Here is a 21,390-nt window from a genome sequence, read left to right as displayed (position 1 = left end):
CGCGGGGCGGCCGGGCGCGGTGGGCCCGTGACCGGGCGGCCGGCGTCCCCGGTGCTGCCGTCGTCGCTGCGCCCGTGGCTCGGGTCGGTCGCGGCCCTCGCCGCCCTGGTGGTCGTCGTGCTCGGCGTCATGTACGCCGGGCACAGCCAGTCGGGCACGGTGGACCGGTGGTTCGTCCAGCCGACGGCGGACAGTGTGCGGCCGCCGTGGCGGTACGCCGCGCTGGCCACGGACTTCCTGGGAGAGCCCGCCGGAGCGGCGGTGCTGGTCCTGGCCGCCGTGACGGGGTGCCTGCTGCTGCGGTGGCTCCGCGCCGCGGTGTTCGTCGGCGCCGCCGTCTGCGTGGCCGTGGGGGCGACGATGCTCATCAAGCCCCTGGTGGGGCGCACCATCCACGGCGCGGACAACCTCTCCTACCCCAGCGGGCACACCGCCTTCCTCACCGCGTACGCCCTCGTGGTGGCGCTGCTCGTGACCGGCCGGCTCGGCCTCGGCAGGGCGGCCGGTGTGTCACTCGTGCTGACCGCCGCGCTGGTCGCCGGCGCCGCCATGGGCTGGGCGCAGGTCGCCCTGAGCGCGCACTACCCGACCGACGCGCTCGGCGGCCTGTGCGCCGCGCTGGCGGTGGTGCCGGTGACCGCGTGGCTGGTCGACCGCACCGCCGATCGCACCACTGACCGGGCGGAGCGGCGGGTGGCCGGCGCCGGTCACCGGCAGGCGCGGCGCTGACCGTCCGTCACCTCTTGTTCGACGTCCCCGTGTTCGTGAGCGGTCACGCCATACGCCGGAAGACCGGCTTCACCGGTCGGCCGCCCAGCCAGGGCGTGGGGTCGGCCGCGTCCAGTGCCTTGCGGTACACCGCGCACGCCTGAGCCACCACCTCCACGGTGCGGTCGATGTCGGCCTCGGTGAGCGCGCTGCTCACCACGAACGACGGGGCCAGCACCCCGCCCGCGATGAGGCGGCGCAGGAACAGCGTGCGGTACTCCTGCGACGGCCGGTGGTGCTCGTCCAGCGTGGCGAAGACCAGGTTGCTGGCCCGGCCACGCACGACGAGGTGGTCACCGACGCCCATGCCCGCCGCGACGTCGCGCACCCCGGCCGCCAACCGCTCGCCCAGCGCGTGCAGCCGGGCCGTGACGCCCTCCTCGACGTAGGTGTCGAGCACGGCCATCGCGGCGGCCAGGGAGTGCGTCTCCGCGCCGTGCGTGGTGGACAGCAGGAACACCCGGTCGTGGGAGTGGCGCAGCCCGCCCCGCTCCATCACCTCCCGGCGCCCGGCGAGCGCGGAGACGGCGAAGCCGTTGCCCAGCGCCTTGCCGAACGTCGAGAGGTCGGGGACGACGCCGTACAGGCCCTGGGCGCCCGCCTCGGACCAGCGCAGGCCGGTGATCATCTCGTCGAAGACCAGGAGGCAGCCGTGCAGGTCGGCCAGTTCGCGCAGGCCGGCGAGGTAGCCGGGCGGAGGCTCGGTGTGGGTGGCGGGTTCCAGGAGCAGGCAGGCGACCTCGCCCTTGTGTCGGGTGAGCAGTTCCTCCGTGGCGGCCAGGTCTCCGTACGGGAAGGACACCGTGAGGTCGGTGGTCGCCGCCGGGATGCCGGCGGACATCGGCGTGGTGCCGATGAACCAGTCGTCCACGGAGAAGAACGGGTGGTCACCGCAGAGGGCCACCCGCGGACGCCCCGTGACGGCGCGGGCCAGGCGCACCGCGGCGGTGGTGGCGTCGGAGCCGTTCTTCGCGAACTTGACCATCTCGGCGGTCGGCACGGTGGCCAGGAAGCGTTCCGCCGCGTCGACCTCCACGATGGACGGCCGAACGAAGTTGCCGCCGCGGCCGAGTTCACGGCGCACCGCCTCGGTGACGCGCGGGTGGGCGTGGCCGAGGCTGACCGACCGCAGGCCGGAGCCGTACTCCAGATAGCGGTTGCCGTCGACGTCCCACACGTGGGCGCCGCGCCCGTGGCTGATGACCGGGGCCAGGTCCTCGGGGTACTGGTCCTCGCCCTTGGCGTAGGTGTGCGCGCCGCCGGGGACCATGGCGTGCAGCCGTTCGTTCGCCTGGCGCGACCGGGGCAGCGGGAACGCTCCGGCGCCCTCTTCGTCGTGCGTGGTCACGTCGTTCACCTCTCCGCGCGCTTCAGGGCCTCGGCGAGGCTCGGGGCCTCCCGGTCCCGCTGGGACATCAGGGTGACCGGAAGTGGCCAGGGGATGGCCAGTTCGGGGTCGTCGAAGGCGATCGTGACGTCCTCGGCGGGATCGTGCGGGCGGTCGATCCGGTACGAGGTGTCGGCGGTCTCGGTCAGCGCCTGGAATCCGTGCGCGCAGCCCGCGGGGATGTACAGGGTCGTCTGGGTCTCGTCGGACAGTTCGTAGTAGGCCCGGCCCAGGTACGTCGGCGAGTCGGGCCGCAGGTCCACGACGACGTCGAAGATCTTCCCGTACGAGCACCGCACCAGCTTGGCCTCGCCCGCTCCCGAGCGCAGGTGCATGCCGCGCAGCACGCCACGGGCGGAGCGGGACACGCTGTCCTGGAGGAAGGCGTGCGGGTCGAGGCCCACCGAGCGGACCACGTCGGCGTCGAACGTGCGGCAGAAGAAGCCGCGTTCGTCGGCGTACGGCGTCGGCTCGAAGAGGTGGGCGCCGGCGATCGCCGGGACTTCGGTCGCCTTCATGAGGTCTCCCGCAGGGCGTGGGTGGTGTCGGTGTGGGGGGCATGCGCGTGGGCGGTGGCGGGCGGCGGGAGCAGCGCCTCGGTCAAGGCGGTGAACTGGTCGGCGAGGCGACGGGCGGCGGTCGCGTTCCGCTCCGTGAGGGTGCGCCGCAGCTCCGCCGATCGCGCCTCCAGCGACCGGAACTGCGCGAGGAGGCGGTCGGCGTCGACCTCGCGTGCCGGGTGGCAGTAGGCGCCGAGGCCCATGCCCGCCATGAGCGCGTCGCTCTTGGCCGCGTAGCTGAGGGCCAGCGTCGGTGTGCCGGCCTTCAGCGCGCAGACGAGGTTGTGGTACCGGGTCGCCACCACGGTGTCGGCGGCCGCCATCTCCGTCATCAGGTCCGCGAGCGACGTCGCGTCGGCGGCGGTGACCAGCGGCGACCTCACCGCGTCGAGGATCGCGTCGACCACCTCCCGGTCGACGCCGTCGCCGGTGACGAGCCGGACCGGCCTGCCGTCCGCCGCCAGCGCCCGTACGAAGCGGGTCGTCCCTTCGAGGTAGCGCGCGTGGATCTCCTCGGCGCGGGCGCGATCGGCGTTGCCGCCGTGGAAGGCCATGACGCCGACGCAGACCGCGCCCGGCCCCTCCGGCGCCCCCTCCGCGTCCCGGGGCCCGCCCGCCGCCGGCGCCGGCAGGGCGAACGCGAGGTCCGGGTAGACCTCGTCCCGCGCGGTGTCCACGCCCATCTCCCGCATCGCGTCGCGGGACAGGGTGTCCCGGTACGAGCGGTAGGCGGCGAGCCGCGCCGACCAGCGCACCAGGGTCCGGGTCGGCCGGTTCTCGATCGGGGCGGCGCCCACGCCGACCAGCGCGACCCGCGTGCCGAAGAGGCGGCCGGAGGCGCAGAGAAGGAACAGCGCGTACGGGAAGCCCCACGGCCGCAGCGGCAGCGTGGCTTCGAGGACGCCCATGCCCGGCACGATCACCACGTCGTGCCGGCGCACCCAGGCGGCGGTGCGGAAGGCGTCGACGACTTTGCCGAGGCCCTTGCCCGCGATCGAGCCCGCGCGCGACGCCGTGCGGTACTCGCCGCGGTACCAGTGCAGCCGCGTCGCGGGTATCCGGTAGCGGGCCGTGACGGCCTCGGGGCCGCCGCACAGCGCGTCCACGGACGCCTCCGGGTGCGCGGCGCGGAGGTAGCCGAGGACGGCTTCGAGCGACCCGTCGTTGCCGAGGTTGCCGGAGCCGAGCAGCCCGAACACCCCCACGCGGGCGGCGGTCACGGCTGCCTCCCGTGGCGGTCCGCGCGGCCGGCGACGAGGTCGTCGAGGGAGACGGTGAGCAGGGCCGGGTCCGCCGGGGCGCGGTCCTCGACGCGCTCGCCGGCGCCGGGCCGGGCCCGGCTCGCCATCCACATGGCCAGGTGGCCGTAGCACGCGCGCCGGTCGGCGGAGGACAGCGGCGCCCGCCGCACCGCCGACACGAAGCCCCCGACGTACTCGGCGAGCAGCCGGGGCGTGGGGTGCAGCGGGCCCGCCCTGCGCGGGTCCAGGTTGACGCAGCGGGAGCGCTTGGAAGGGTTGGCCCGCTCGGCGCGCGTGGGGTGGTCGCGGCGGAAGTACAGCAGCTCGGGCACCTGGTGGAAGGGCCCGTGCAGGCCGATCTCGGCGACGAACGTGCGGTCCGCGTGGTGGTAGCTGCCGTGCGGCTTCACCCGGCGCAGCACGTCGGCCCGCATCACCCCGTAGAAGTCGTCGCCGCCGGGCTCGAAGAGCATGCTGCGGAAGCGTTCGGGCGCGCGCGGCGAGTCGGTGGCGAGCGTGTACTCGTAGGGGACCTTCACCTTGCCGTCGGCGTCGATGACCGCCTGGTCGGCGTGGGCGAGGATCACGTCGGGCCGTTCGTCCAGCGCGTCGACGCAGCGCCGCAGCAGGTCGCGGGCGTACAGGTCGTCGTGCGAGGCCCACTTGAACAGCTCACCGCGGCACTGCGTGAACACGTAGTTGTGGTTGGGCGCGGCGCCGATGTTCCGGGACAGCCGGAGGTAGCGGACGCGCGCGTCGCGCGCGGCGTACGCGCGGCAGATCTCCTGTGTTCCGTCGGTCGAGGCGTTGTCGGTGATGACCAGCTCGAAGTCCGTGTACGTCTGGCCGAGGAGGGCGTCGAGCGACTCGGCGAGGTACTCCTCGCCGTTGTACACGGGCAGGCCGATGCTCAACCGGGGGTGGGCGGTCATGATGTCCCTTCTTCACTGACGGGGTTTCGGGGGCGCTCGCGCAGGGCGGACCACAGGTGCAGCCACCACACGGCCGAGCCGCACACGGTCGCCGCGGCCACGCCCCAGGCCGAGCCGACCGTGCCGGCCGCGGCCGCGCCGCCGAGCCCGCCGCCGACGTAGCAGACGGAGGCGAACAGCTGGCTGCGCAGGCTGCGGCCGGCCGCGCCGAGCGCGCGGAGCCCGGCCGCCGCGCCGGTGCCGAGGCCCGCGCCCGCGACGCCGAGCGTGACCGGAACGATGAGCTCGGCGGCGGCGCTCCAGACGCCGCCGAGCACCAGCTCGCCGAGCCGGTCGGGCACGAGCAGCAGGGCCGTGCCCCAGAGCAGTGCGGCGGCGGCCTGCGCGCCGCCGAGCAGGAGGCAGAACCTGCCGAGGCGGTGCGGGTCGCGCCGCAGCACCCGGGCCGCCTCCGCGACGGTGACCAGGGAGAGGCCCATCAGCACGGCCATGAACGGGCCGAGCAGCAGTTCGGCGCCCCGGATCACCCCCACCGCGCCGACCCCGACGATCGCGCCGAGCCCGTAGGCCCGCAGTTGGGCGGCGCCGCTGTTGCTGACGTTCTCCACCAGGTACCGGGAGCCGAGGTCGCGGTGGTCGCGGAGCCACACGCGCGCCCCGCTCGCCCGGGGCCGGATGCCGGACTGGAAGCAGCCGTACGCGGCGGCCACCGCGGCGGAGCCGCCCCAGGCGAGCACGAAGGCGGCCACGCTGCCGACGCGGGCCGCGACGACCAGGGCGGGGACGAGCGCGACGCCCCACACGACGTCGTTGACGAACGCCTTGCGCCCGGTCCCCGCGGCGAAGAACGCGAACCGCCAGGCGTCCTGGAGCAGCAGCCCCGGCAGGACGACGCCGAGGCAGGCGAACGCGAGCCCCGCTCGGCCGCCGAGACCCAGCCCGGCCACCACGGACACCGCGCCGAGGGCGGCGCCGACGCCGAGCGCGGTGCCCGACGCGCGGGCCGCCGCCCCGCGCCACGACGCCTCCGGCACACCGCTGAAGCGCACCATGAGCGGGTCGGTGCCGAGGCCGCGGGAGACGTTCAGCACCAGGCCGTACGTCACCCAGGCCAGGCTGAACACGCCGAACGCGGTCACCCCGAGCGACCGGGCCACGTAGACGCCCACCGCGAAGTTGGACAGGCTGGAGGCCGCCTGGTCCGCGAGCCCCCAGGACAGCCGGCCGGCCAGGGCCCGCTTGGCGGAGCCGGCCGGCGCCGTCGTCTGCTTCCCCCCGGTGGTCATCCGTGTCACGCCTTGATCAGCCCGGCGTCGCGCAGGGCGTCGGCCGCGGCGGCGACGGTGTCGAACGGCAGCCCGGACCGCTCGGCGACGTCCAGCAGGCCGTGCTCGCCGTCGGAGAGGCTGAGCACCCAGAGCATGGCCATCTGGGCCTGCTGGGTGTCACTGCGGCCACCGAGCGCGTCGTACAGACCGCGCCGGCCCAACTGCGGTTCGCCGTACGGGCTGAGGTTGACGTACCGCCGGTTGCGGTCGAGCACGGCGAACGCCTCGCGGCAGACGGCGAGCGTGTCCTCCATCGCCTCCGGGGAGACGAAGCCGGGATCGTCCGCCGAGGTGTGGTACTCGGGGTAGCCGGCGTACGGCGTCCGGCTGAGCGAGCCCACGCCGAGGTCGAACCCGGGCGAGCAGTACTGCCGCTCGTCGTACCCGTACGGGGTGAACTCAATGACGTCGTGCGGGCGTTCGGAGGTGCGGAGCACGTGTCGCATCACCCGGTCGATCTCCGCGTCACCGCGCCTGCTCCGCTTGTACGTGAGGTGCCCCCGGTCGCCCGCGCAGGCCAGCACCAGGCCGTGCTTGACCCGGTCCACCCGCTCCCTGTTCCTGGCCAGCCAGGTGATCGCCCCGATGGTGCCGGGCGCGAAGATGAACCGGTAGGTGTAATACGGCGTGCGCTCCGCCAGCGCCCGCGCGAGGAACGTTGCCACCGCGATGCCGGCCAGGTTGTCGTTGGCCAGCGACGGGTGGCAGACGTGACAGGAGACGATCACCTCGTCGGGGACCTGCCCGGGGACGACGTGCTCGGCGTAGGTGAGGTGGCCGTCGGCGAGGGTGGAGTCGACCCGCACCTCGTACTCGCCGTCCGGCAGCGCGTCCAGGGTCTCCTGGGCCAGGCAGAACCCCCACTCCGGCCGGTAGTAGCTGGTGCGGTACGGCACCCAGGACGGGTGGTCCGGCAGGGTGTGCAGATGCGCGCGGAGTTCGGCCAGCGGCATGGTCGCCGACACCGGCACGCTGTAGCCGAGCACGTGCAGGCTGGACGCGGCGAAGTCGACGACGCGGTGGCCCGACGCGTCGGCGATGTACGCGTCCCGGATGTTCCACTCCTGCGGCACCGTCCAGTCGAGGACCTGCGTCCCGGTCGGCACCTCGTGCACCTGGAGCGGCACGTACTCGTCGACGATCTCCAGGGTGGCGCGCACGCCGTCCCCGGTGATGCTCCGGCACAGCGGGTACAGCCGCTCCACCAGCGCGTGCATCCGCTCGCCCGTCGTGGTCACCGGCGCCACCGCAGGGTGTCGTCGACGGCGCCCGCCTCGGAGGCCGCGCGCAGCACGGCGAGGCGGGTGAAGCGCTGCTCGAAGTCCTCCTTGGTCAGCCCGTGCGTCCGGTAGGCGTCGGCGAGTTCGAGCGCGCCCCGCTTCACCGTCCACTCGCAGTCGAAGCCCTCGATCGCGGCGCGGAACCGGGAGAAGTCCACCCGGTAGGACCGCGGGTCGGCCCCCGTCTCCCCGGTGATCACCACCTTGGAGCCGGACACCGCCTCCGCGACCTGCTCGGCGATCTCGGCGACCGTGACGTTGTTGGTCTCGCTGCCGATGTTGAACGCCCGGTCGTGCACCGCCTCCCGCGGCGCGTCGAGCGCGGCGGTGAAGGCGCGCGCGATGTCGGCGGCGTGCACCAGCGGGCGCCAGGGCGTGCCGTCGGACATCACGAGCACCTCGCCGGACAGGAGGGCGTGGCCCACCAGGTTGTTCAGCACGATGTCGGCGCGCAGCCGGGGCGAGTGGCCGAAGGCGGTGGCGTTGCGCATGTAGACCGGGCTGAAGTCGCCGTCCGCCAGCTCGTGCAGGTCGTCCTCCACCCGCACCTTGGACTCCGCGTACGGCGTGACGGGGCGCAGCGGCGCGTCCTCGCCCACCAGGCCGCCCCCGCCGGCGGCGCCGTACACCGAGCAGGTGGACGCGTACAGGAAGCGCCGCACCCCCGCGTCGCGGGCCAGCCGGGCGAGGCGTACGGACGCGTGGTGGTTGATGTCGTAGGTGAGTTCCGGCGCCAGCGACCCCAGCGGGTCGTTGGACAGGGCCGCCAGGTGGATCACGGCGTCCACCCCGGCCACGTGTTCGGCGGTGACGTCGCGCAGGTCCACCCGGTGTCCCGGCGGGTCCGCGGGCACGGAATATCCCCTGCTCGAAGAGCTTGGGGAGGGGCCGAGGACGCAGTCGGCGAACAGGCCGGCGTCGAGACCGACGACCTCGTGCCCGGCGGCCGCGAGGACCGGGGCCATCACGGTGCCCAGATAGCCCTGGTGTCCGGTGAGCAGTACGCGCAAGGTTCATTCCCCCAGGTCGAGAGTGAGTTTGGTGACGGCGAACGCCTCGGCGTAACGCGCGTGGCATTCGATGCCGCGGATGCGGGCGAGACCGAGGAAGGCCTCCCGGTCGTACCAGGGCCGGTGCCGCTGCGAGGGGTAGTGCTCCTGGAGGAGCCGCACCTTCTCCTCGGCGGTCTCCGGCGACAGCGGCTGGTACGCGGCCATGCGGCCGAGGTCGCCGTCCCACTTGACGATCTCGTAGCCCAGTACGAGGTGGTCGCGGAACGCGGTGGTCATGAGCGCGGCCAGGCCGCGGTGGTCCTGGTGGGCGTCGTCGGTGCGCGGGGCGAGCACGAGGTCGGGGTCGCTCTGCCCGCGCAGCTCCTCGACCGCGGCCTTCGCCTCGTCCCACTGCGCGGGCAGCCGGCCGTCCGACAGCTTCAGCACGGTGAGCCGCAGATCGGCGCCCGGGCAGAAGGCGGCGAGCGCGGCCTGCTCCTCCTGCTCCCGCTCGCTGCCGCCGCCGGTGAGCACCAGCGCGTCGACGCGGAGGCCCGGCCGCGCCGCGCACATGGCGAGGAGCGTGCCGCCCGCGCCGATGGCGATGTCGTCGCAGTGCGCGCCCACGGCGACGATCCGCTCCAGGGGCCGGGTGGAAAGCCGGATCACGCGTCCACCCCGGCGGTGTCCCGCTCCCACACGGCCCAGGGGCGGTCGCCCCGGGTGTAGGCGGCGTCGAGCGCGGCCCGCTCCTTCACCGTGTCGGTCGGCTTCCAGAAACCGCGGTGCTGGTGCGCCACCAGGCGGCCAGCCTTGGCGAGCCGGGCGCAGCCGTCGGCGACCAGGTCACCGTTCTCCGGTATGTGGTCGAAGACCTCCTGGCGGAGCACGAAGTAGCCGCCGTTCTCCCACAGCGGCAGTTCGCTCACCGCGGTGATGCCGCCCACCAGGCCGTCGTCGCCCAGCTCCACGCAGTGGAACGAGGACTGCGGCGGCACGACCATCATCGACGCGCCGGCGTCGCGCCGGGAGAACTTGTCGATCATCTCCGGCAGCGGGGCGTCGGTGAGCACGTCGGCGTAGTTGGCGAGGAACATCTCGTCGCCGTCCAGGTGGTGGCGCACCCGGCGGAGCCGCTCGCCGATCGGCGACTCGATGCCGGTCTGGGCGAAGGTGATCGTCCAGTCCGAGATGTCGGTGGTCAGGAGCTCGGTCCTGCCGCCGCGCAGCACGAAGTCGTTGGACGTCGTCTCCTCGTAGTTGAGGAAGAAGTCCTTGATGTGGTGGGCGCCGTAACCGAGGCACAGGATGAACTCCTTGTGCCCGAAGTGCGCGTAGTAGCGCATGACGTGCCAGATCAGCGGGCGCGGGCCGACCATCGCCATGGGCTTGGGCACGTCGTCCGCGGCGCCGCTGCGCATCCGCATCCCGTAGCCGCCGCAGAACAGAACGACCTTCATGCTGTGACCTCTTCCGAAGACGCGTCCTCGACGACGCTGAGTTCCGGGATGGGAAAGACGAGACGGCCGCCCCACTCGTGCACGTACGACAGCTGCTCGACCAGTTCGGCCCGCAGGTTCCACGGCAGGACCAGGACGTAGTCCGGCTTGTCCTCGGCTATCCGCTCGGGCGGCAGGACCGGGACGCGGGTGCCCGGGGTGAACCTGCCGTGCTTGTAGGGGTTGCGGTCGACCGTGTACGCGAGCAGGTCGGGCCGGATGCCGCAGTGGTTGAGCAGGGTGTTGCCCTTGCCGGGGGCGCCGTACCCGACGACCGTCTCCCCGCGCTCGGCGGCCTCGACGAGGAACTTCAACAGGTCCCTGCGCACCTTGGCGACCCGGGCGGAGAACTCGGTGTAACCGGACAGCTCCTGGAGCCCGGCGGCCTTCTCCCTGGCCAGCACGTCGGCCACCGCCCGGGTCGGCTCACCGGCCGCCTCGGCGGGCCGCGCCCACAGCCGGATGGAGCCGCCGTGCGTGGGCAGCAGCTCCACGTCCGCGAGGGCGAGTCCGCCGGCGGCGAGCGCCCGGATCGCGGACGCGACCGTGTAGTACTGGAAGTGCTCGTGGTAGATCGTGTCGTACTGGTTCTGCTCGATCAGGGTCAGCAGGTGCTGCACCTCGATGGAGACCCAGCCGTCGTCGGCCACCAGGGCGCGCAGCCCCTGGGTGAACCCGATCACGTCGGGGATGTGCGCGTACACGTTGTTGGCCACGACCAGGTCCGCCGGGCCGTGCTCGGCACGGACGGCCGCGCCGGTCGCCGGGCTCAGGAACTCCGTGAGCGTGGGCACGCCCGCTTCCCGGGCCGCCGCGCCGACGTTCACCGACGGCTCGATGCCCAGGCAGCGGATGCCCCGGTCCACCACGTGTCGCAGCAGGTACCCGTCGTTGCTCGCGACCTCGGCCACGAAGGAGCCGGGGCCGAGCCCCACCCGCCGCACGGCGTCGTCGACGTACGTGCGCGCGTGCTCCACCCAGGAGGTCGAGAACGAGGAGAAGTACGCGTACTCCTCGAACGTCTCCTCCGGCGTGATCAGCGGCGGGATCTGCGCCAGCCAGCAGTCCGTGCAGACCCGCAGGTGCAGCGGGTACGCGGGCTCCGGCTCGTCCAGCTGGTCCGCGGCGAGAAAGCTCTCGCACGGGGGCGTCGCCCCAAGGTCCACGACGCTCGCCATCGCGTGCGAGCCGCAGAGTCGGCATTGAGTCATCTGCTGTCCCCATCCCCCCTGCTCGCGCGCGTGTCCCCGCCGCGAGCCAGTGCTGACCGACCCGCGATCGCGGTGCGGTATCCCTCCACCAGGCGTTCGAGACCGACGGCCGGGCTGAAGCCCTGCTCGTAGCGGCGCCGGGCCGCCTGGCCCATCTCCTGGTTGCGGGCCGGGTCGCCCGTGATCCGGCGTATCCGGGACGCCAGCGAGGCGGCATCGCCCGGCCGGTGCAGCAGCCCGCTCACGCCGTCCTCGACGAGCTCGACGAAGGCGCCGTGACCGGCGGCGACGGACGGCACCCCCGCCGCCATCGCCTCCGCGACCACCAGGCCGAACGTCTCCATCGCCATCGACGGAGCCACCATGGCGACCGACCGCGCGACGGCCTGCCGGCACCGCGCCGGGTCGTACAGGCCGAGGTGGCGCACGTCGTCCCGGCCCGCCGCCCAGGCCGCCACCTCCCGCTCCAGCGGCCCCGCGCCGACGAGCGCGAGCGGCACGCCCACGCCGCCCCGCGCGGCGATCTCGTCCCACGCCGTCATGAGCAGCCGCACGCCCTTGGCCTCCGCGAGCCGGCCGAGGAAGAGCAGATGCTCGCCGGGGCCCGTCCGGCGAGGGCCCGCGTCGGGCACGAAGTTGTGCTTCACCATCAGCCGCTCGGGCGGCATGCCCGACCGCACCAGCACGTCGCGCTGCGCCGCGGAGATGCAGAAGAACCGCTCCACCCCGGACCACCAGCGCCGCCGGTTGACCGTCAGGCTGACCGCGAGCGGCACCGTCGCGAGCCGGGAGTCGCGGTAGCAGCCGTGCCGGACGGCGGGCAGCGACGCCTTCGACCCGACGCACTCGGTGCAGCGGCCGCCGTCGCGGTGCAGCGTGCCGGGCGGGCAGACCTGGGTGTAGTTGTGCAGCGTGGCGACGACGGGCACACCGGCGTCGGCGCAGGCCGCGAGCACCGCCGGGGACAGGAGCGGGAAGACGTTGTGGACGTGCACCACGTCGGGCCGCTCGGCGCGGAGCCGGGCGGTGAGCTCCCTGCGGACCGCCGGGTTCCACGGCACCAGGAGCGGCACCGCGGCCTTGGCGAGCAGGGACCGCGCGGCGATGTCGTCGCTGCGCCGCTCGAACACCTCGACCCGGTGGCCTGCCGCGCGCAGCAGGGCCACCTCTTCGTCGACGACCCGGTTCTCGCCGCTCGGCTGCGCCGATGAGTAGCGGTTGTGCACCACGAGGACGTGCATGGTCAGTTCACCTTCCGGTCCCGGGCCCAGCTCGGGACACGTCGTCGAGGGGCCGGGGGCGCCGGCGGGCGGGGCGCCGCGGCGGGCGCCGCGAGCAGGGTGGCGGCCAGGGCCAGGTGCAGCAGGTACGGCGAGGCGTCGCCGAGTCCGGCCTCGGTGTACGAGGAGATCCCGCAGTAGCTGATCAGGAAGATCGCGCAGGCCCGCTGCAGCGACGGCGGGCGCAGCAGCGCGACGCCGGCGAGCACGACGACGAACGCCGCCACGACGGCGGCGCCGACCAGCCCCTGCTCCTGGTAGACGGCCAGCCAGCTGTTGTCGATCGGCAGCCCGCCGAACGACTTGTCGCCGAGGCCCGTTCCGAACAACTGCTCCGCCGTCGTCCTGGGCTCCGCGAGCAGGGCGTCCCAGACCTTGGCCCGGCCGGTGAGGCTGGAGAGGTTCTCCTGGCTCTGCCCGCGCAGGTACCACGCCTGGAGCGCGGAGCTGAACGCCGCGGCGGCCACCACGGCGCACAGCACCGTCCAGGTGAAGAACCGGCGGGCCGCCGCGCTGGTCAGGACGAGCGAGCCGATCGCCAGCGTCAGCCCGATGAGCAGGCCCAGCGTCGCCGTACGGGTGTGGGTCAGCGCGAGCAGCACGACCGAGGGCACGATGACGACCGCCGCGCCGGCCCCGTCGGCGCGGCGGCCGAGCACCAGCAGCACGGTGAGCCCGATGATGACGGCGGCGTACTGGCCGATCTGCGGCGGGGTGAGCGGCCACAGCGCGCCGACGAGGCGTCCGCCGTAGTACTCGGGCATGGCCGTGCCCGGCGAGATGACGAGGCCGGCGGCCACCGACCCGAGGACCGCGAAGTACATCCGGATGTGGTGCCTGACGAACGTCAGGCTGCCGTCCCACCAGCGGCTGAGCAGCCACAGCGTGGCGACGAACAGGGCCAGGCGGGCGCAGCGGAACAGCGCGCCGAACCCGACCTCCAGGTTCGCGCTGGAGATCACGCTCGGCACGAGCAGCAGGGTCAGCAGGAACACGAAGGCGCTGGGGCGCACGCGCAGCCGGAGGTTGAGCGCGAGCGCCAGCGTGAACGCGGCGACGAGCGCGCCCATGGTGACCATCTGGATCAGGGAGCGGGGGATGGTGACGATGGTCTTCGCCCCGGCGGAGCCGAGCGTGTTGAGGCCGAGCAGCGCCCAGACGACCGCTACGGCCCTGGGCGTGCGGGCGGGCCGCGGAACCGGCCGGTCCCGCGGCGCCCCGCGCATCGGGTCCTCACCCATCGGGGCTTCACCCATCGCGACCACCGGCCCGCGCCTCGAAGGTGCTGCCCGCGTCCTGCCGGTACGGCGCGTCCTGCCACTGCCCGGAGTCGAGCTTCCGGCTCGTGTCGACGGCGACGAAGCTCCACGGCCCGCGGTAGACGTTGTCGTGCCAGCGGTTTCCCTGCTCATGGGTGATCGCCTCGGCCACCCGCTTGCCCTTGTACGGCGACCACTTCGGGTAGGTGCCGTAGTTGGCGAGCACCGCCATGCGGCCGCACTCCGCCGAGCACGTGACGACGGACGGGTCGAGCGTGAAGCGGTTGTCGTGGATGTCCACCCGCTGGGTCTTCCACCGGCAGTCGGAGTAGAGGGGCGCCTTGGCGATCCCCGGCCGTGCGCAGCGGTCGGTGTCCTTCACCAGCAACGTGCAGTAGCCGGTGGAGGTGTTGGCCGGGCTGTTGCAGAACCGGTCGGCGTTCTCCCACAGGGTGATCCCGGACCAGTTGTCCTCCAGCACGTTCCGGTAGATCTCGATCTTGTCCGTGCGGGCCCGGACCCGCGGCTCACCGCCCGCCTCGGAGATGTAGATCGTCGCGTACGGGAAGTCGTCGCCGCGCCCGGCGTACTTGCGGCCCTCGACCCAGTTGTTCCGCCGGATCGTGTTGTTCCGGATGACCGCGTTGTAGCTGGTCTCGTACATGAGCGCGGCGCCGTCGTTGCTTTCGAGGACGTTGTCCTCGATGCGGAAGTCGTTGTTGTTGTTGTCCGCCCACAGCCCGGCCCCGCGGTTGTCGTGCACCCAGTTGCCGCGGATCTCCGCGCCGTCGACGGCCCAGAACTTGACGCCTCCCGTGCAGCCGCAGCCCCGCTGCCGCCGCTCCCAGTCGTCGGTGTTGTTGCCGACGATCTCGTTGTCCTCGACGACCAGGCCCTCGATGGAGTCACCGGTCTTGTACGCGTTCATCCCGTACTGGCCGTTCTCGCGCAGGCAGTTGGCGCGCACCTCCTGGCGGGCGCCGGCCATCAGCCCGGCGCCGGAGTTGTACTGGATCTTCGCGTGCTCGATCACCCATCCGTCGGCCATGTCGTGGTTGACCACGCCCTCGTTGTGGGGCGCGACGAAACGCTGGACGGTCAGATGGCGGATGGTGACGCCGGGTGCGGTGCCGCTGAACGCGTACTGGTTCTTCTTCCGGCCGTCGAGCACCGCGCCCGGCGCCCCGACGTAGCGGTTGCCCTTCTTGGTCATGACCTGGGCGTAGCGCTCGGGCTTGAGGCGGTGCTTGCCCGGCCGCAGCCAGAACGTGGTGTTCGGCGGATGGCTCCTGGTCTTCGCCGCCAGGTCGCCGACCACCGCGGGGTCGACCGTCACCGCGCCCTTCGGCGGCTTGGCGGGACCGGCCGCCGGCTCGGCGCACACCCGGGCCACCGCCGTGGAACGCGCCCCGGACGCGGAGGGCTCGCCGATCGGCTCCGCCGGGCGGTCCGACGTGCCCGTACAGCCGCTCGCCAGCAGGACCAGCGCCAGCGGTGCCGCCGGCGCGGCCAGGCGCCGCCACATGAACCCCACGCGTCCCCCTCTCCTAGCCGCGGAACCTGAGTACGGTGGTGAACCCCGTCACGCCGTCGGCGAAGCCCGTGCCGACCAGCGTCGTGGCGGGTTCCTTGCGCCCGAAGCCGGGGGAGTACCAGCCCAGCGGCGGATCGGTCTCCCCGCGATGGGCCCGCCAGGTCAGCTCCCCGGGCAGGTCGAGCACCGCCGAGCGGTCCTCGCCGTCCCGGGTCCAGGTCAGCACCGCCCGGCTGCCCACCAGGTCCGCGGTGACCGCGGGACCGAGGTGGAAGGCCAGACGTGCCGCCCGGCTGGGGCCGCGCACCTCGTCGACAACGCGTAACTCGCGGCTATCCGCCCTTAGTTCCACCCGGCGGCGGTGCGTGGAGCGCTGGTAGCCGTCGTGTTCGGCGCACCAGCGGGCCACCTTCGGATCGGAGGTGTCCGCGACCAGGACGCGGCTGCGGGCGTGCCGGGTCCACAGGAAGGGGCCGCCCGAGACGGACTGGTCGGCGCCGTCCAGTTGCAGGGTGTTGTGGCCGAGGGTCGAGCGGAAGTACTGCCGCCACTGGGGCTGCCCGTGGTAGCAGAACGTCCCCGGGTCGGCGAGCACGTCGACCCCGTCGTGCCGCACCTCCACGGAGAGCGCGTCGGCGTGTGCGTGCGCGGCGATGGAGAGGAAGCCGTGCGGACCGCCGTCGCAGCGGCACCAGATCTCCCCGGGGCCGCGCAGGACGGACATGCCCGCGTCGGGGAAGTGCACCGGCCGGCGCGCCGGGCGCGTCACGGCCCGCGTGCTCCCCTTCCCCGGGTACGGGCGGATGAGCGAGGCCAGGAGCGGGGTGCGCACATCGGCGCCGGTCACCGCGGGCCACCAGTCGAGCCGCCCGAACACGGCGTCCCCGGTGGCGAGCAGCGAACCCCACCGGTCGGTGCCCGCGCCGTCCACGACCAGGCCGTGCCCGTCGTCGGCGTCCCCCTGGCGCGGCGGCCGCAACCGGTTGTCCACGACGGCCGCGAGGGCGTCCGTCATCCGGAGCAGCACGAGCCGCACGGCCCCGGGCACCGGCACCCCGGCGGCGTCCGCCTCGGCGACCGCGGCCAGACCGAGCTCCAGGACGAGTCCGTGGTACTCGGTGGCCAGTTCGCGGTTGAGACCGGAGCCGAAGGTGTTGCTCCGCAGGTGCCGTTCGAGGGAGCGCAGCGCGTCGTCGCGCCAGCGCTCCGAGTCGGGGAACCACCCGAACGCGCAGGCCGCGGCGGCCTGACCGGCGGCCTCCGCGATGACGTGGTTGTTCGCCGAGGAACCCCGGCTGGGGAAGGCGGCCAGCCAGCGCTGGTGGTGCCAGATCTGCCGGAGCGCCACCGGATTGTCCTCGAAGAGACCGGCCGCGCCGGACCAGCCGTCGAGCAGCCGGCGGACCCACACCCAGGAGAGCAGCCGGATGCCCAGCTCGATGCCGCTGATCCAGTGCACGCCGCGCAGCGGAGGGTTGGCCGCCCACCACGACCGCAGGTGCTCGGCCACCCGCTCGGCGTACCGCTCGTGCCCGGTGACCGCGTAGGCGGCGGCGAGCACGGTGAGGTACTGGTGCCGGGACGGCTCCCAGATCTGCTTGATGTCCCCGACCGCGTCCTCGTTCCGGTACGGCACGTCGAAGGCGTAGCCCCAGGGGGCCCTGCGGCCGGTCTTCGGGTCGTGCCACCAGTCGGGGTCGGTCAGGTCGTCGCGGCGCACCCCGAAGAACTCGGCGTGCCCGGCCATCAGCCGGTCCGCCTCGGCGACCAGGCGCTTCACGGCGTCCGGCGGCACCGAGGCGAGCGCCCCCTCGGGCAGGACCGCGGTGAACCGGGCGCCGGTCACGCGCGGGCAGGGCAGCCGCGCCGACCGCCAGCGGCGCCTGCGCACCGTGTCGCCCACCCGGCCGCCGACCTCCCGCGGTCCCATCCGGGCGAGCCGCCGCAGGTACCAGCCCGCGCTCATGGTCATCGCGGCCCCGCCAGGGTCACCGGCGCCCCGCTGACCAGGGCGGTCCGCACGGCGAGGGTGGCCGCCGTGGTGGCGACGAGGGACTCCAGCGGCACCGGCATCGGCCCGCCGGTCCGCACGGCCTTGACGAACGACGCCAGTTCGGCGGACTGCCCCTTGTCCCTGGCCTTGGGCAGCCGCGAGCTGACCCACCGCTTGCGCCCGCCGTCGTACACCGTGGCGCGGACGAAGTCGTCGAGCCGCAGGGCGTGGCCGTCCGCGACCATGTCCAGAGTCTCCTTGGGGAACCCGGCGGGGCCCGTGGTGACGTAGCTGAGGGTGGCGGTGGAACCGTCCGGGTAGCGCAGCACGATCTGCAGGTCCTCGTTGCCGGGCGTCGCGGTCGCGTACACCGAGACCGGGTCGGCCGCGAGCAGCCAGCTCACCGTGTCGATGAAGTGCCCGCCCTCACCCGCGAACCGCGAACCCTCGGTGCCCTGCCGGAGGTACCAGCTGCCGTGTGCGAGCCGTCCCGCGTTGACCAGGTAGCGGACGCTCGCCGGGCCGGTCCTGGCGCCGAACCGGGTCCGCGCCTCCCGCAGGAGCGGCGCGAAGCGGCGGTTGAAGCCCACCTGCAGCCGGTCGTTGCCGGACTCCTCCACCACCGCGAGCACATCGGTCAGCTCGTCCTCGGTGAGCGCCAGCGGCTTCTCCACGAACACGGCCTTGCCGGCGAGCAGCGCCTTGCGGGTCAGTTCGGCGTGCGAGCTGTGCCGGGTGACCACGAACACCGCGTCGACGGACTTGTCGCCGAGCACGGCGTCGAGGTCGGTGGTCGCCGCTGCGAAGCCGAACTTCCGCTTCGCGTTGGCCGCGGACAGCGCCGTCGTGGTGACGACCGTGGACAGCTCGACGCCGTCGCGCTCCGCCAGGTGCGGCAGCAGCATCGACGTCGCGTAGTTGCCCGCGCCGACGAACGCGACCCGCACCGGCCCCCGCGCCGCCCGCGCCGGGCCGGCCCCTCCGCCCTCGCGGCGCACCGCGGGCACGGCCACCGCCGGGGCCTCCGCCTCGGCGGCGGGCTCCGGACGGCCGGGGTAGCGGAACAGCACGGCCACGGCCTTCAGGTCGCCGTCCTTGAGCCGCTGGTAGGTGTCGACGGCGTCGTCGAAGTCGGCGATGTGGGAGATCAGCGGCTCCACGTCGACGCTGCCGCGGGCGACGAGGTCGAGGAAGCACGCCAGGTTGCGGCGCTCGGTCCAGCGCACGTAGCCGATCGGGTAGTCCCGGCCCTGGAGTTCGTACTCCGGGTCGTAGCGCCCGGGTCCGTAACTGCGGGAGAACCGTACGTCGAGTTCCTTCTCGTAGTACGCGTTCCACGGCAGGTCCAGGCTGCACTTGCCGATGTCGACGACCCGGCCGCGGTCCCTGCTCAGGTGGGCGGCCAGCTCGACGGGCTGGTTGCTGCCGCCGCCGGCGGCCAGGTACACCTGGTCCACGCCGTGGCCGCCGGTGAGTTCGGCGACGGCGCTCTCCACGGCCGGGGACGCGGGATCGCCGCAGGCCGCGGCGCCCAGCCGCTCGGCGAGCTCGCAGCGCGCCGGGTCGGGGTCGGCGCCGACGACGCGGACGCCGGAGGCCGCGAGGAGCTGCACCACCAACTGCCCGATGAGGCCGAGGCCGATGACCAGCGCCACGTCGCCGAGCTGCGGTTCGCCGCGGCGGACGCCCTGCATCGCGATCGACCCGACGGTGCCGAAGGCCGCGTGCCGGGGCGCGAGGCCGTCGGGCACCGGGGCGTAGAGGTTCTTCGGCACCCAGTTCAGCTCGGCGTGCAGCGCGTGCTCGTTGCCGGCGCACGCCACCAGGTCGCCGACCGCCACGTCGTCGACGCCGGGGCCGACCTGCTCGACCACGCCGCACAGCGAGTAGCCGAGGGGCGTGTAGGAGTCGAGCTTGCCCATCACCTTGCGGTAGGTGGCGGGCACCCCGTTCGTGGCCACGCTCTGCATGACCTTGGCGACCTGGTCGGGCCGGGAGCGGGCCTTGCCCACCATCGACATGCCGGCCTCGGACACCTTCATGAGCTCGGTCCCGGTGGAGATCAGCGAGTAGGCGCTGCGGACCAGCACACCGCCCTGCTTGCACCCCGGCACGGGCACGTCGAGCAGCGCGAGTTCGCCGCTCTTGTAGTTCTGCACAACCTGTTTCACCCGAGCTCCTCTTGTTTCTACGCTGTCAGGCCGCTTCGCCCCGGCCGGAGCCGGAGGTCGCGCCGCGGTACCAGTACTCGAGGGTCAGCACATGCCATAGGTGCTTGGAGAAGTCCCGCTGCCCGGCGGCGTCCTCGGCGACGAGCCGGGCCAGCGCCTCGCGGCGCAGCAGCCCGGAGCGGACCAGCTCGCCGTCGTTCACCACCTCGCGCACCAGCGGCGCGAGGTCCCGGCTCATCCAGGCGCGCAGCGGGGCGCTGAACAGGCCCTTGGGCCGGTACACGATCTCCGGCGGCAGGACCGAACCGGCCGCCTCCTTCAGGGCGGCCTTGCCCTGCCGTCCGACGATCTTGCGGTCGCCGGGCACGGTGAACGCCGCCTTGACCACCTCGACGTCCACGTACGGCACCCGCACCTCGGTCGACGCGGCCATGCTGGAGCGGTCGGTGTAGGCGAGGTTCAGGCCCGGCAGGAACATCCGGGAGTCGCCGAGGCACATGCGGTTGACGAAGTCGTCGAGTGCGTTGTCCTCGTAGACGTCCGCGTGCTCGGTCAGCACGTCGTCGACCGTCCCCGCCAGGTCGGGACTGACCAGGCCGAGCAGTTCTTCCCGGTCGTACATGGTGTAGCTGCGCCGGAAGGCGGTCTCCTCCGGCAGGTCGGCGAAGGAGAGGAACCGCTTGGCGAAGCGCACCGACCGGTAGCCCCGGCGCGACGAGGCGACCGGCAGCCGGTCCACCGCCCGTGCCAGGCCGTGCCGCAGGGGCCGCGGGACGCGCTGGTAGCGCAGCGCGAGCAGGTTGGCCAGGTGCTTGCGGTACCCGGCGAACAACTCGTCGGCGCCCATCCCCGAGAGCATCACCTTGACCCCGGCCTCCCGGGCGGCCGAGCAGATCAGGAACGTGTTGATCGCGGCGGGATCACCGATCGGCTCGTCCAGGTGGTACGTCATCTTCGGCAGCAGGTCGAGCACGTTCGGTGCGATCTCGATCTCGTGCAGGTCGACGCCGAACCGCTCGGCCACCTGCCGCGCGTAGCGCAGGTCGTCCGGCATCGCCTCGAACTTGGCGTCCTCGGCGCGGAACCCGATCGTGTACGCGGAGATCCCCGGCCGGTGGCGGGCCGCGAGCGCGGTCAGATAGCTGGAGTCGAGACCACCGGAGAGGAAGGTCGCCACGGGGACGTCGGAGAGCAGGTGCCGCCGGTTCGACTCCTCGACGATGGCGGCCACGTCCGGAAGCTCACCGGCGAGCGCCCGCTCCCGCCCCTCCGCGGCGACGTCCCGCAGGTTCCAGTACCGGCCGCGCTCCACCCGGCCGTCCGGCCCGCACCGCAGCCAGCTCCCCGGCGGCAGCTTCTCCGCCTCGCGGAACGCGCAGCGCGAGTCCGGCACCCAGTAGTACAGCAGCGAGGCCACCATCGCCGCCTCGTCGACCTGGAGCGACCCGCCGTTCACCGTGGCGAGCGCCTTGAGCTCGGAGGCGAACATCAGGCCCGTGCCGCGCCGGAGCAGGAACAGCGGCTTGATGCCGAGCTGGTCGCGGGCGAGGACCAGTTCACCGGTCCGCTCGTCGAAGACCGCGAAGGCGAACATGCCGCGCAGCCGCGGCAGGCAGTCCGTGCCCCAGCGCCGCCAGGCTTCGAGGAGCACCTCGGTGTCGGAGGTGCCGCGGAAGCGCACCCCGGCCGCCGTCAGCTCGGCGCGCAGATCGGGCGCGTTGTACAGCTCGCCGTTGTACGTGAGGGCGAGGCCGTCGGAGACCATCGGCTGGGCGCCGGTCTCCGACAGGTCGATGATGGCGAGCCGGCGGTGCCCGAGGTGCACCTCGCCGTCGCCCGCGGAGTGGCTGTACCGGCCGGCCCCGTCAGGGCCGCGGTGGGCCAGGACCTCGGTGAGCCGGTCGGTGACGGCCTTCCCGTCCGGCCATCGAAACGTGCCCGCGATGCCACACATG

Annotated in this window: 17 protein-coding genes; 1 reads left to right on the top strand and 16 read right to left on the bottom strand. The window is 73.4% G+C overall.

The window, feature by feature from the left end; all coding sequences use genetic code 11:
• Nucleotides 1-27: 27 nt before the first annotated feature.
• Complete coding sequence (locus DCW30_RS27425) at nucleotides 28-729, top strand: phosphatase PAP2 family protein (protein ID WP_076684109.1); 702 nt, start codon at nucleotides 28-30, stop codon at nucleotides 727-729.
• A 43-nt stretch (nucleotides 730-772) separates the two neighbouring features.
• On the opposite strand, the gene DCW30_RS27420 is transcribed toward DCW30_RS27425, so the two are convergent.
• The 16 genes from DCW30_RS27420 to asnB are packed head-to-tail and all read right to left on the bottom strand — an operon-like array spanning nucleotide 773 to nucleotide 21,389.
• Nucleotides 773-2,116, bottom strand: coding sequence for a glutamate-1-semialdehyde 2,1-aminomutase (locus DCW30_RS27420; RefSeq protein WP_076688802.1), 1,344 nt, complete (start codon nucleotides 2,114-2,116; stop codon nucleotides 773-775).
• Between the two features lie 5 nt (nucleotides 2,117-2,121).
• Nucleotides 2,122-2,673, bottom strand: a complete 552-nt coding sequence (gene rfbC, locus DCW30_RS27415; RefSeq protein WP_076684108.1) for a dTDP-4-dehydrorhamnose 3,5-epimerase — start codon at nucleotides 2,671-2,673, stop codon at nucleotides 2,122-2,124.
• Nucleotides 2,670-3,935, bottom strand: a complete 1,266-nt coding sequence (locus DCW30_RS27410) for a polysaccharide pyruvyl transferase family protein (RefSeq protein ID WP_076684107.1) — start codon at nucleotides 3,933-3,935, stop codon at nucleotides 2,670-2,672. Before DCW30_RS27410 ends, rfbC begins: the two co-directional genes overlap by 4 nt.
• Nucleotides 3,932-4,888 (bottom strand): glycosyltransferase family 2 protein, encoded by a 957-nt coding sequence (locus tag DCW30_RS27405; RefSeq protein ID WP_076684106.1) that lies wholly within the window; start codon nucleotides 4,886-4,888, stop codon nucleotides 3,932-3,934. The genes DCW30_RS27410 and DCW30_RS27405 overlap by 4 nt, the downstream gene beginning before the upstream one ends.
• On the bottom strand, nucleotides 4,885-6,174 hold the full coding sequence (locus DCW30_RS27400) for an MATE family efflux transporter (RefSeq protein ID WP_119271223.1): 1,290 nt from the start codon (nucleotides 6,172-6,174) through the stop codon (nucleotides 4,885-4,887). Before DCW30_RS27400 ends, DCW30_RS27405 begins: the two co-directional genes overlap by 4 nt.
• Nucleotides 6,175-6,179: 5 nt before the next feature.
• The gene (locus tag DCW30_RS27395; RefSeq protein WP_076684105.1) at nucleotides 6,180-7,463 is read right to left on the bottom strand and encodes a DUF4910 domain-containing protein; all 1,284 of its coding nucleotides are present in this window, start codon (nucleotides 7,461-7,463) and stop codon (nucleotides 6,180-6,182) included.
• Nucleotides 7,451-8,506 (bottom strand): NAD-dependent epimerase/dehydratase family protein, encoded by a 1,056-nt coding sequence (locus tag DCW30_RS27390; RefSeq protein WP_076684104.1) that lies wholly within the window; start codon nucleotides 8,504-8,506, stop codon nucleotides 7,451-7,453. The genes DCW30_RS27395 and DCW30_RS27390 overlap by 13 nt, the downstream gene beginning before the upstream one ends.
• Nucleotides 8,507-8,509: 3 nt before the next feature.
• The gene (locus DCW30_RS27385) at nucleotides 8,510-9,157 is read right to left on the bottom strand and encodes a PIG-L deacetylase family protein (RefSeq protein ID WP_062770868.1); all 648 of its coding nucleotides are present in this window, start codon (nucleotides 9,155-9,157) and stop codon (nucleotides 8,510-8,512) included.
• Nucleotides 9,154-9,948, bottom strand: a complete 795-nt coding sequence (locus tag DCW30_RS27380; RefSeq protein ID WP_076684103.1) for a glycosyltransferase family protein — start codon at nucleotides 9,946-9,948, stop codon at nucleotides 9,154-9,156. Before DCW30_RS27380 ends, DCW30_RS27385 begins: the two co-directional genes overlap by 4 nt.
• A complete protein-coding gene (locus DCW30_RS27375; protein WP_076684102.1) occupies nucleotides 9,945-11,198 on the bottom strand; it encodes a class I SAM-dependent methyltransferase in 1,254 nt (417 codons plus the stop codon). Before DCW30_RS27375 ends, DCW30_RS27380 begins: the two co-directional genes overlap by 4 nt.
• A complete protein-coding gene (locus tag DCW30_RS27370) occupies nucleotides 11,195-12,439 on the bottom strand; it encodes a glycosyltransferase (RefSeq protein ID WP_076684101.1) in 1,245 nt (414 codons plus the stop codon). Before DCW30_RS27370 ends, DCW30_RS27375 begins: the two co-directional genes overlap by 4 nt.
• Nucleotides 12,440-12,441: 2 nt before the next feature.
• Nucleotides 12,442-13,704 (bottom strand): hypothetical protein, encoded by a 1,263-nt coding sequence (locus DCW30_RS27365; protein ID WP_103557605.1) that lies wholly within the window; start codon nucleotides 13,702-13,704, stop codon nucleotides 12,442-12,444.
• Between the two features lie 22 nt (nucleotides 13,705-13,726).
• Nucleotides 13,727-15,262 (bottom strand): right-handed parallel beta-helix repeat-containing protein, encoded by a 1,536-nt coding sequence (locus DCW30_RS27360; RefSeq protein WP_076688798.1) that lies wholly within the window; start codon nucleotides 15,260-15,262, stop codon nucleotides 13,727-13,729.
• A gap of 22 nt (nucleotides 15,263-15,284) precedes the next feature.
• Nucleotides 15,285-17,243 (bottom strand): alginate lyase family protein, encoded by a 1,959-nt coding sequence (locus DCW30_RS27355; protein WP_076684100.1) that lies wholly within the window; start codon nucleotides 17,241-17,243, stop codon nucleotides 15,285-15,287.
• Entirely contained in the window at nucleotides 17,240-19,435 is a 2,196-nt protein-coding gene (locus tag DCW30_RS27350) for a bi-domain-containing oxidoreductase (protein ID WP_076684099.1), read from the bottom strand. The genes DCW30_RS27355 and DCW30_RS27350 overlap by 4 nt, the downstream gene beginning before the upstream one ends.
• 25 nt (nucleotides 19,436-19,460) lie before the next feature.
• Nucleotides 19,461-21,389 (bottom strand): asparagine synthase (glutamine-hydrolyzing), encoded by a 1,929-nt coding sequence (gene asnB / locus DCW30_RS27345; RefSeq protein WP_076684098.1) that lies wholly within the window; start codon nucleotides 21,387-21,389, stop codon nucleotides 19,461-19,463.
• Nucleotide 21,390: the final 1 nt, after the last annotated feature.

Origin of the sequence: Streptomyces alfalfae, from assembly GCF_004127445.1 — a bacterium.
GTDB classification, from domain to species: domain Bacteria; phylum Actinomycetota; class Actinomycetes; order Streptomycetales; family Streptomycetaceae; genus Streptomyces; species Streptomyces alfalfae.
The sequence above is the reverse complement of the archived record's forward strand: the minus strand, read 5'-3'. Positions and strand labels throughout refer to the sequence as shown.

Bases quoted from the DNA above. Each gene is read 5' to 3' on its own strand.
- DCW30_RS27360 (WP_076688798.1), bottom strand. From the start codon at position 15,262: ATGTGGCGGCGCCTGGCCGCGCCGGCGGCACCGCTGGCGCTGGTCCTG.
- DCW30_RS27370 (WP_076684101.1), bottom strand. From the start codon at position 12,439: ATGCACGTCCTCGTGGTGCACAACCGCTACTCATCGGCGCAGCCGAGC.
- DCW30_RS27400 (WP_119271223.1), bottom strand. From the start codon at position 6,174: ATGACCACCGGGGGGAAGCAGACGACGGCGCCGGCCGGCTCCGCCAAG.
- DCW30_RS27355 (WP_076684100.1), bottom strand. From the start codon at position 17,243: ATGACCATGAGCGCGGGCTGGTACCTGCGGCGGCTCGCCCGGATGGGA.
- rfbC (WP_076684108.1), bottom strand. From the start codon at position 2,673: ATGAAGGCGACCGAAGTCCCGGCGATCGCCGGCGCCCACCTCTTCGAG.
- DCW30_RS27405 (WP_076684106.1), bottom strand. From the start codon at position 4,888: ATGACCGCCCACCCCCGGTTGAGCATCGGCCTGCCCGTGTACAACGGC.
- DCW30_RS27365 (WP_103557605.1), bottom strand. From the start codon at position 13,704: ATGCGCGGGGCGCCGCGGGACCGGCCGGTTCCGCGGCCCGCCCGCACG.
- asnB (WP_076684098.1), bottom strand. From the start codon at position 21,389: ATGTGTGGCATCGCGGGCACGTTTCGATGGCCGGACGGGAAGGCCGTC.
- DCW30_RS27380 (WP_076684103.1), bottom strand. From the start codon at position 9,948: ATGAAGGTCGTTCTGTTCTGCGGCGGCTACGGGATGCGGATGCGCAGC.
- DCW30_RS27375 (WP_076684102.1), bottom strand. From the start codon at position 11,198: ATGACTCAATGCCGACTCTGCGGCTCGCACGCGATGGCGAGCGTCGTG.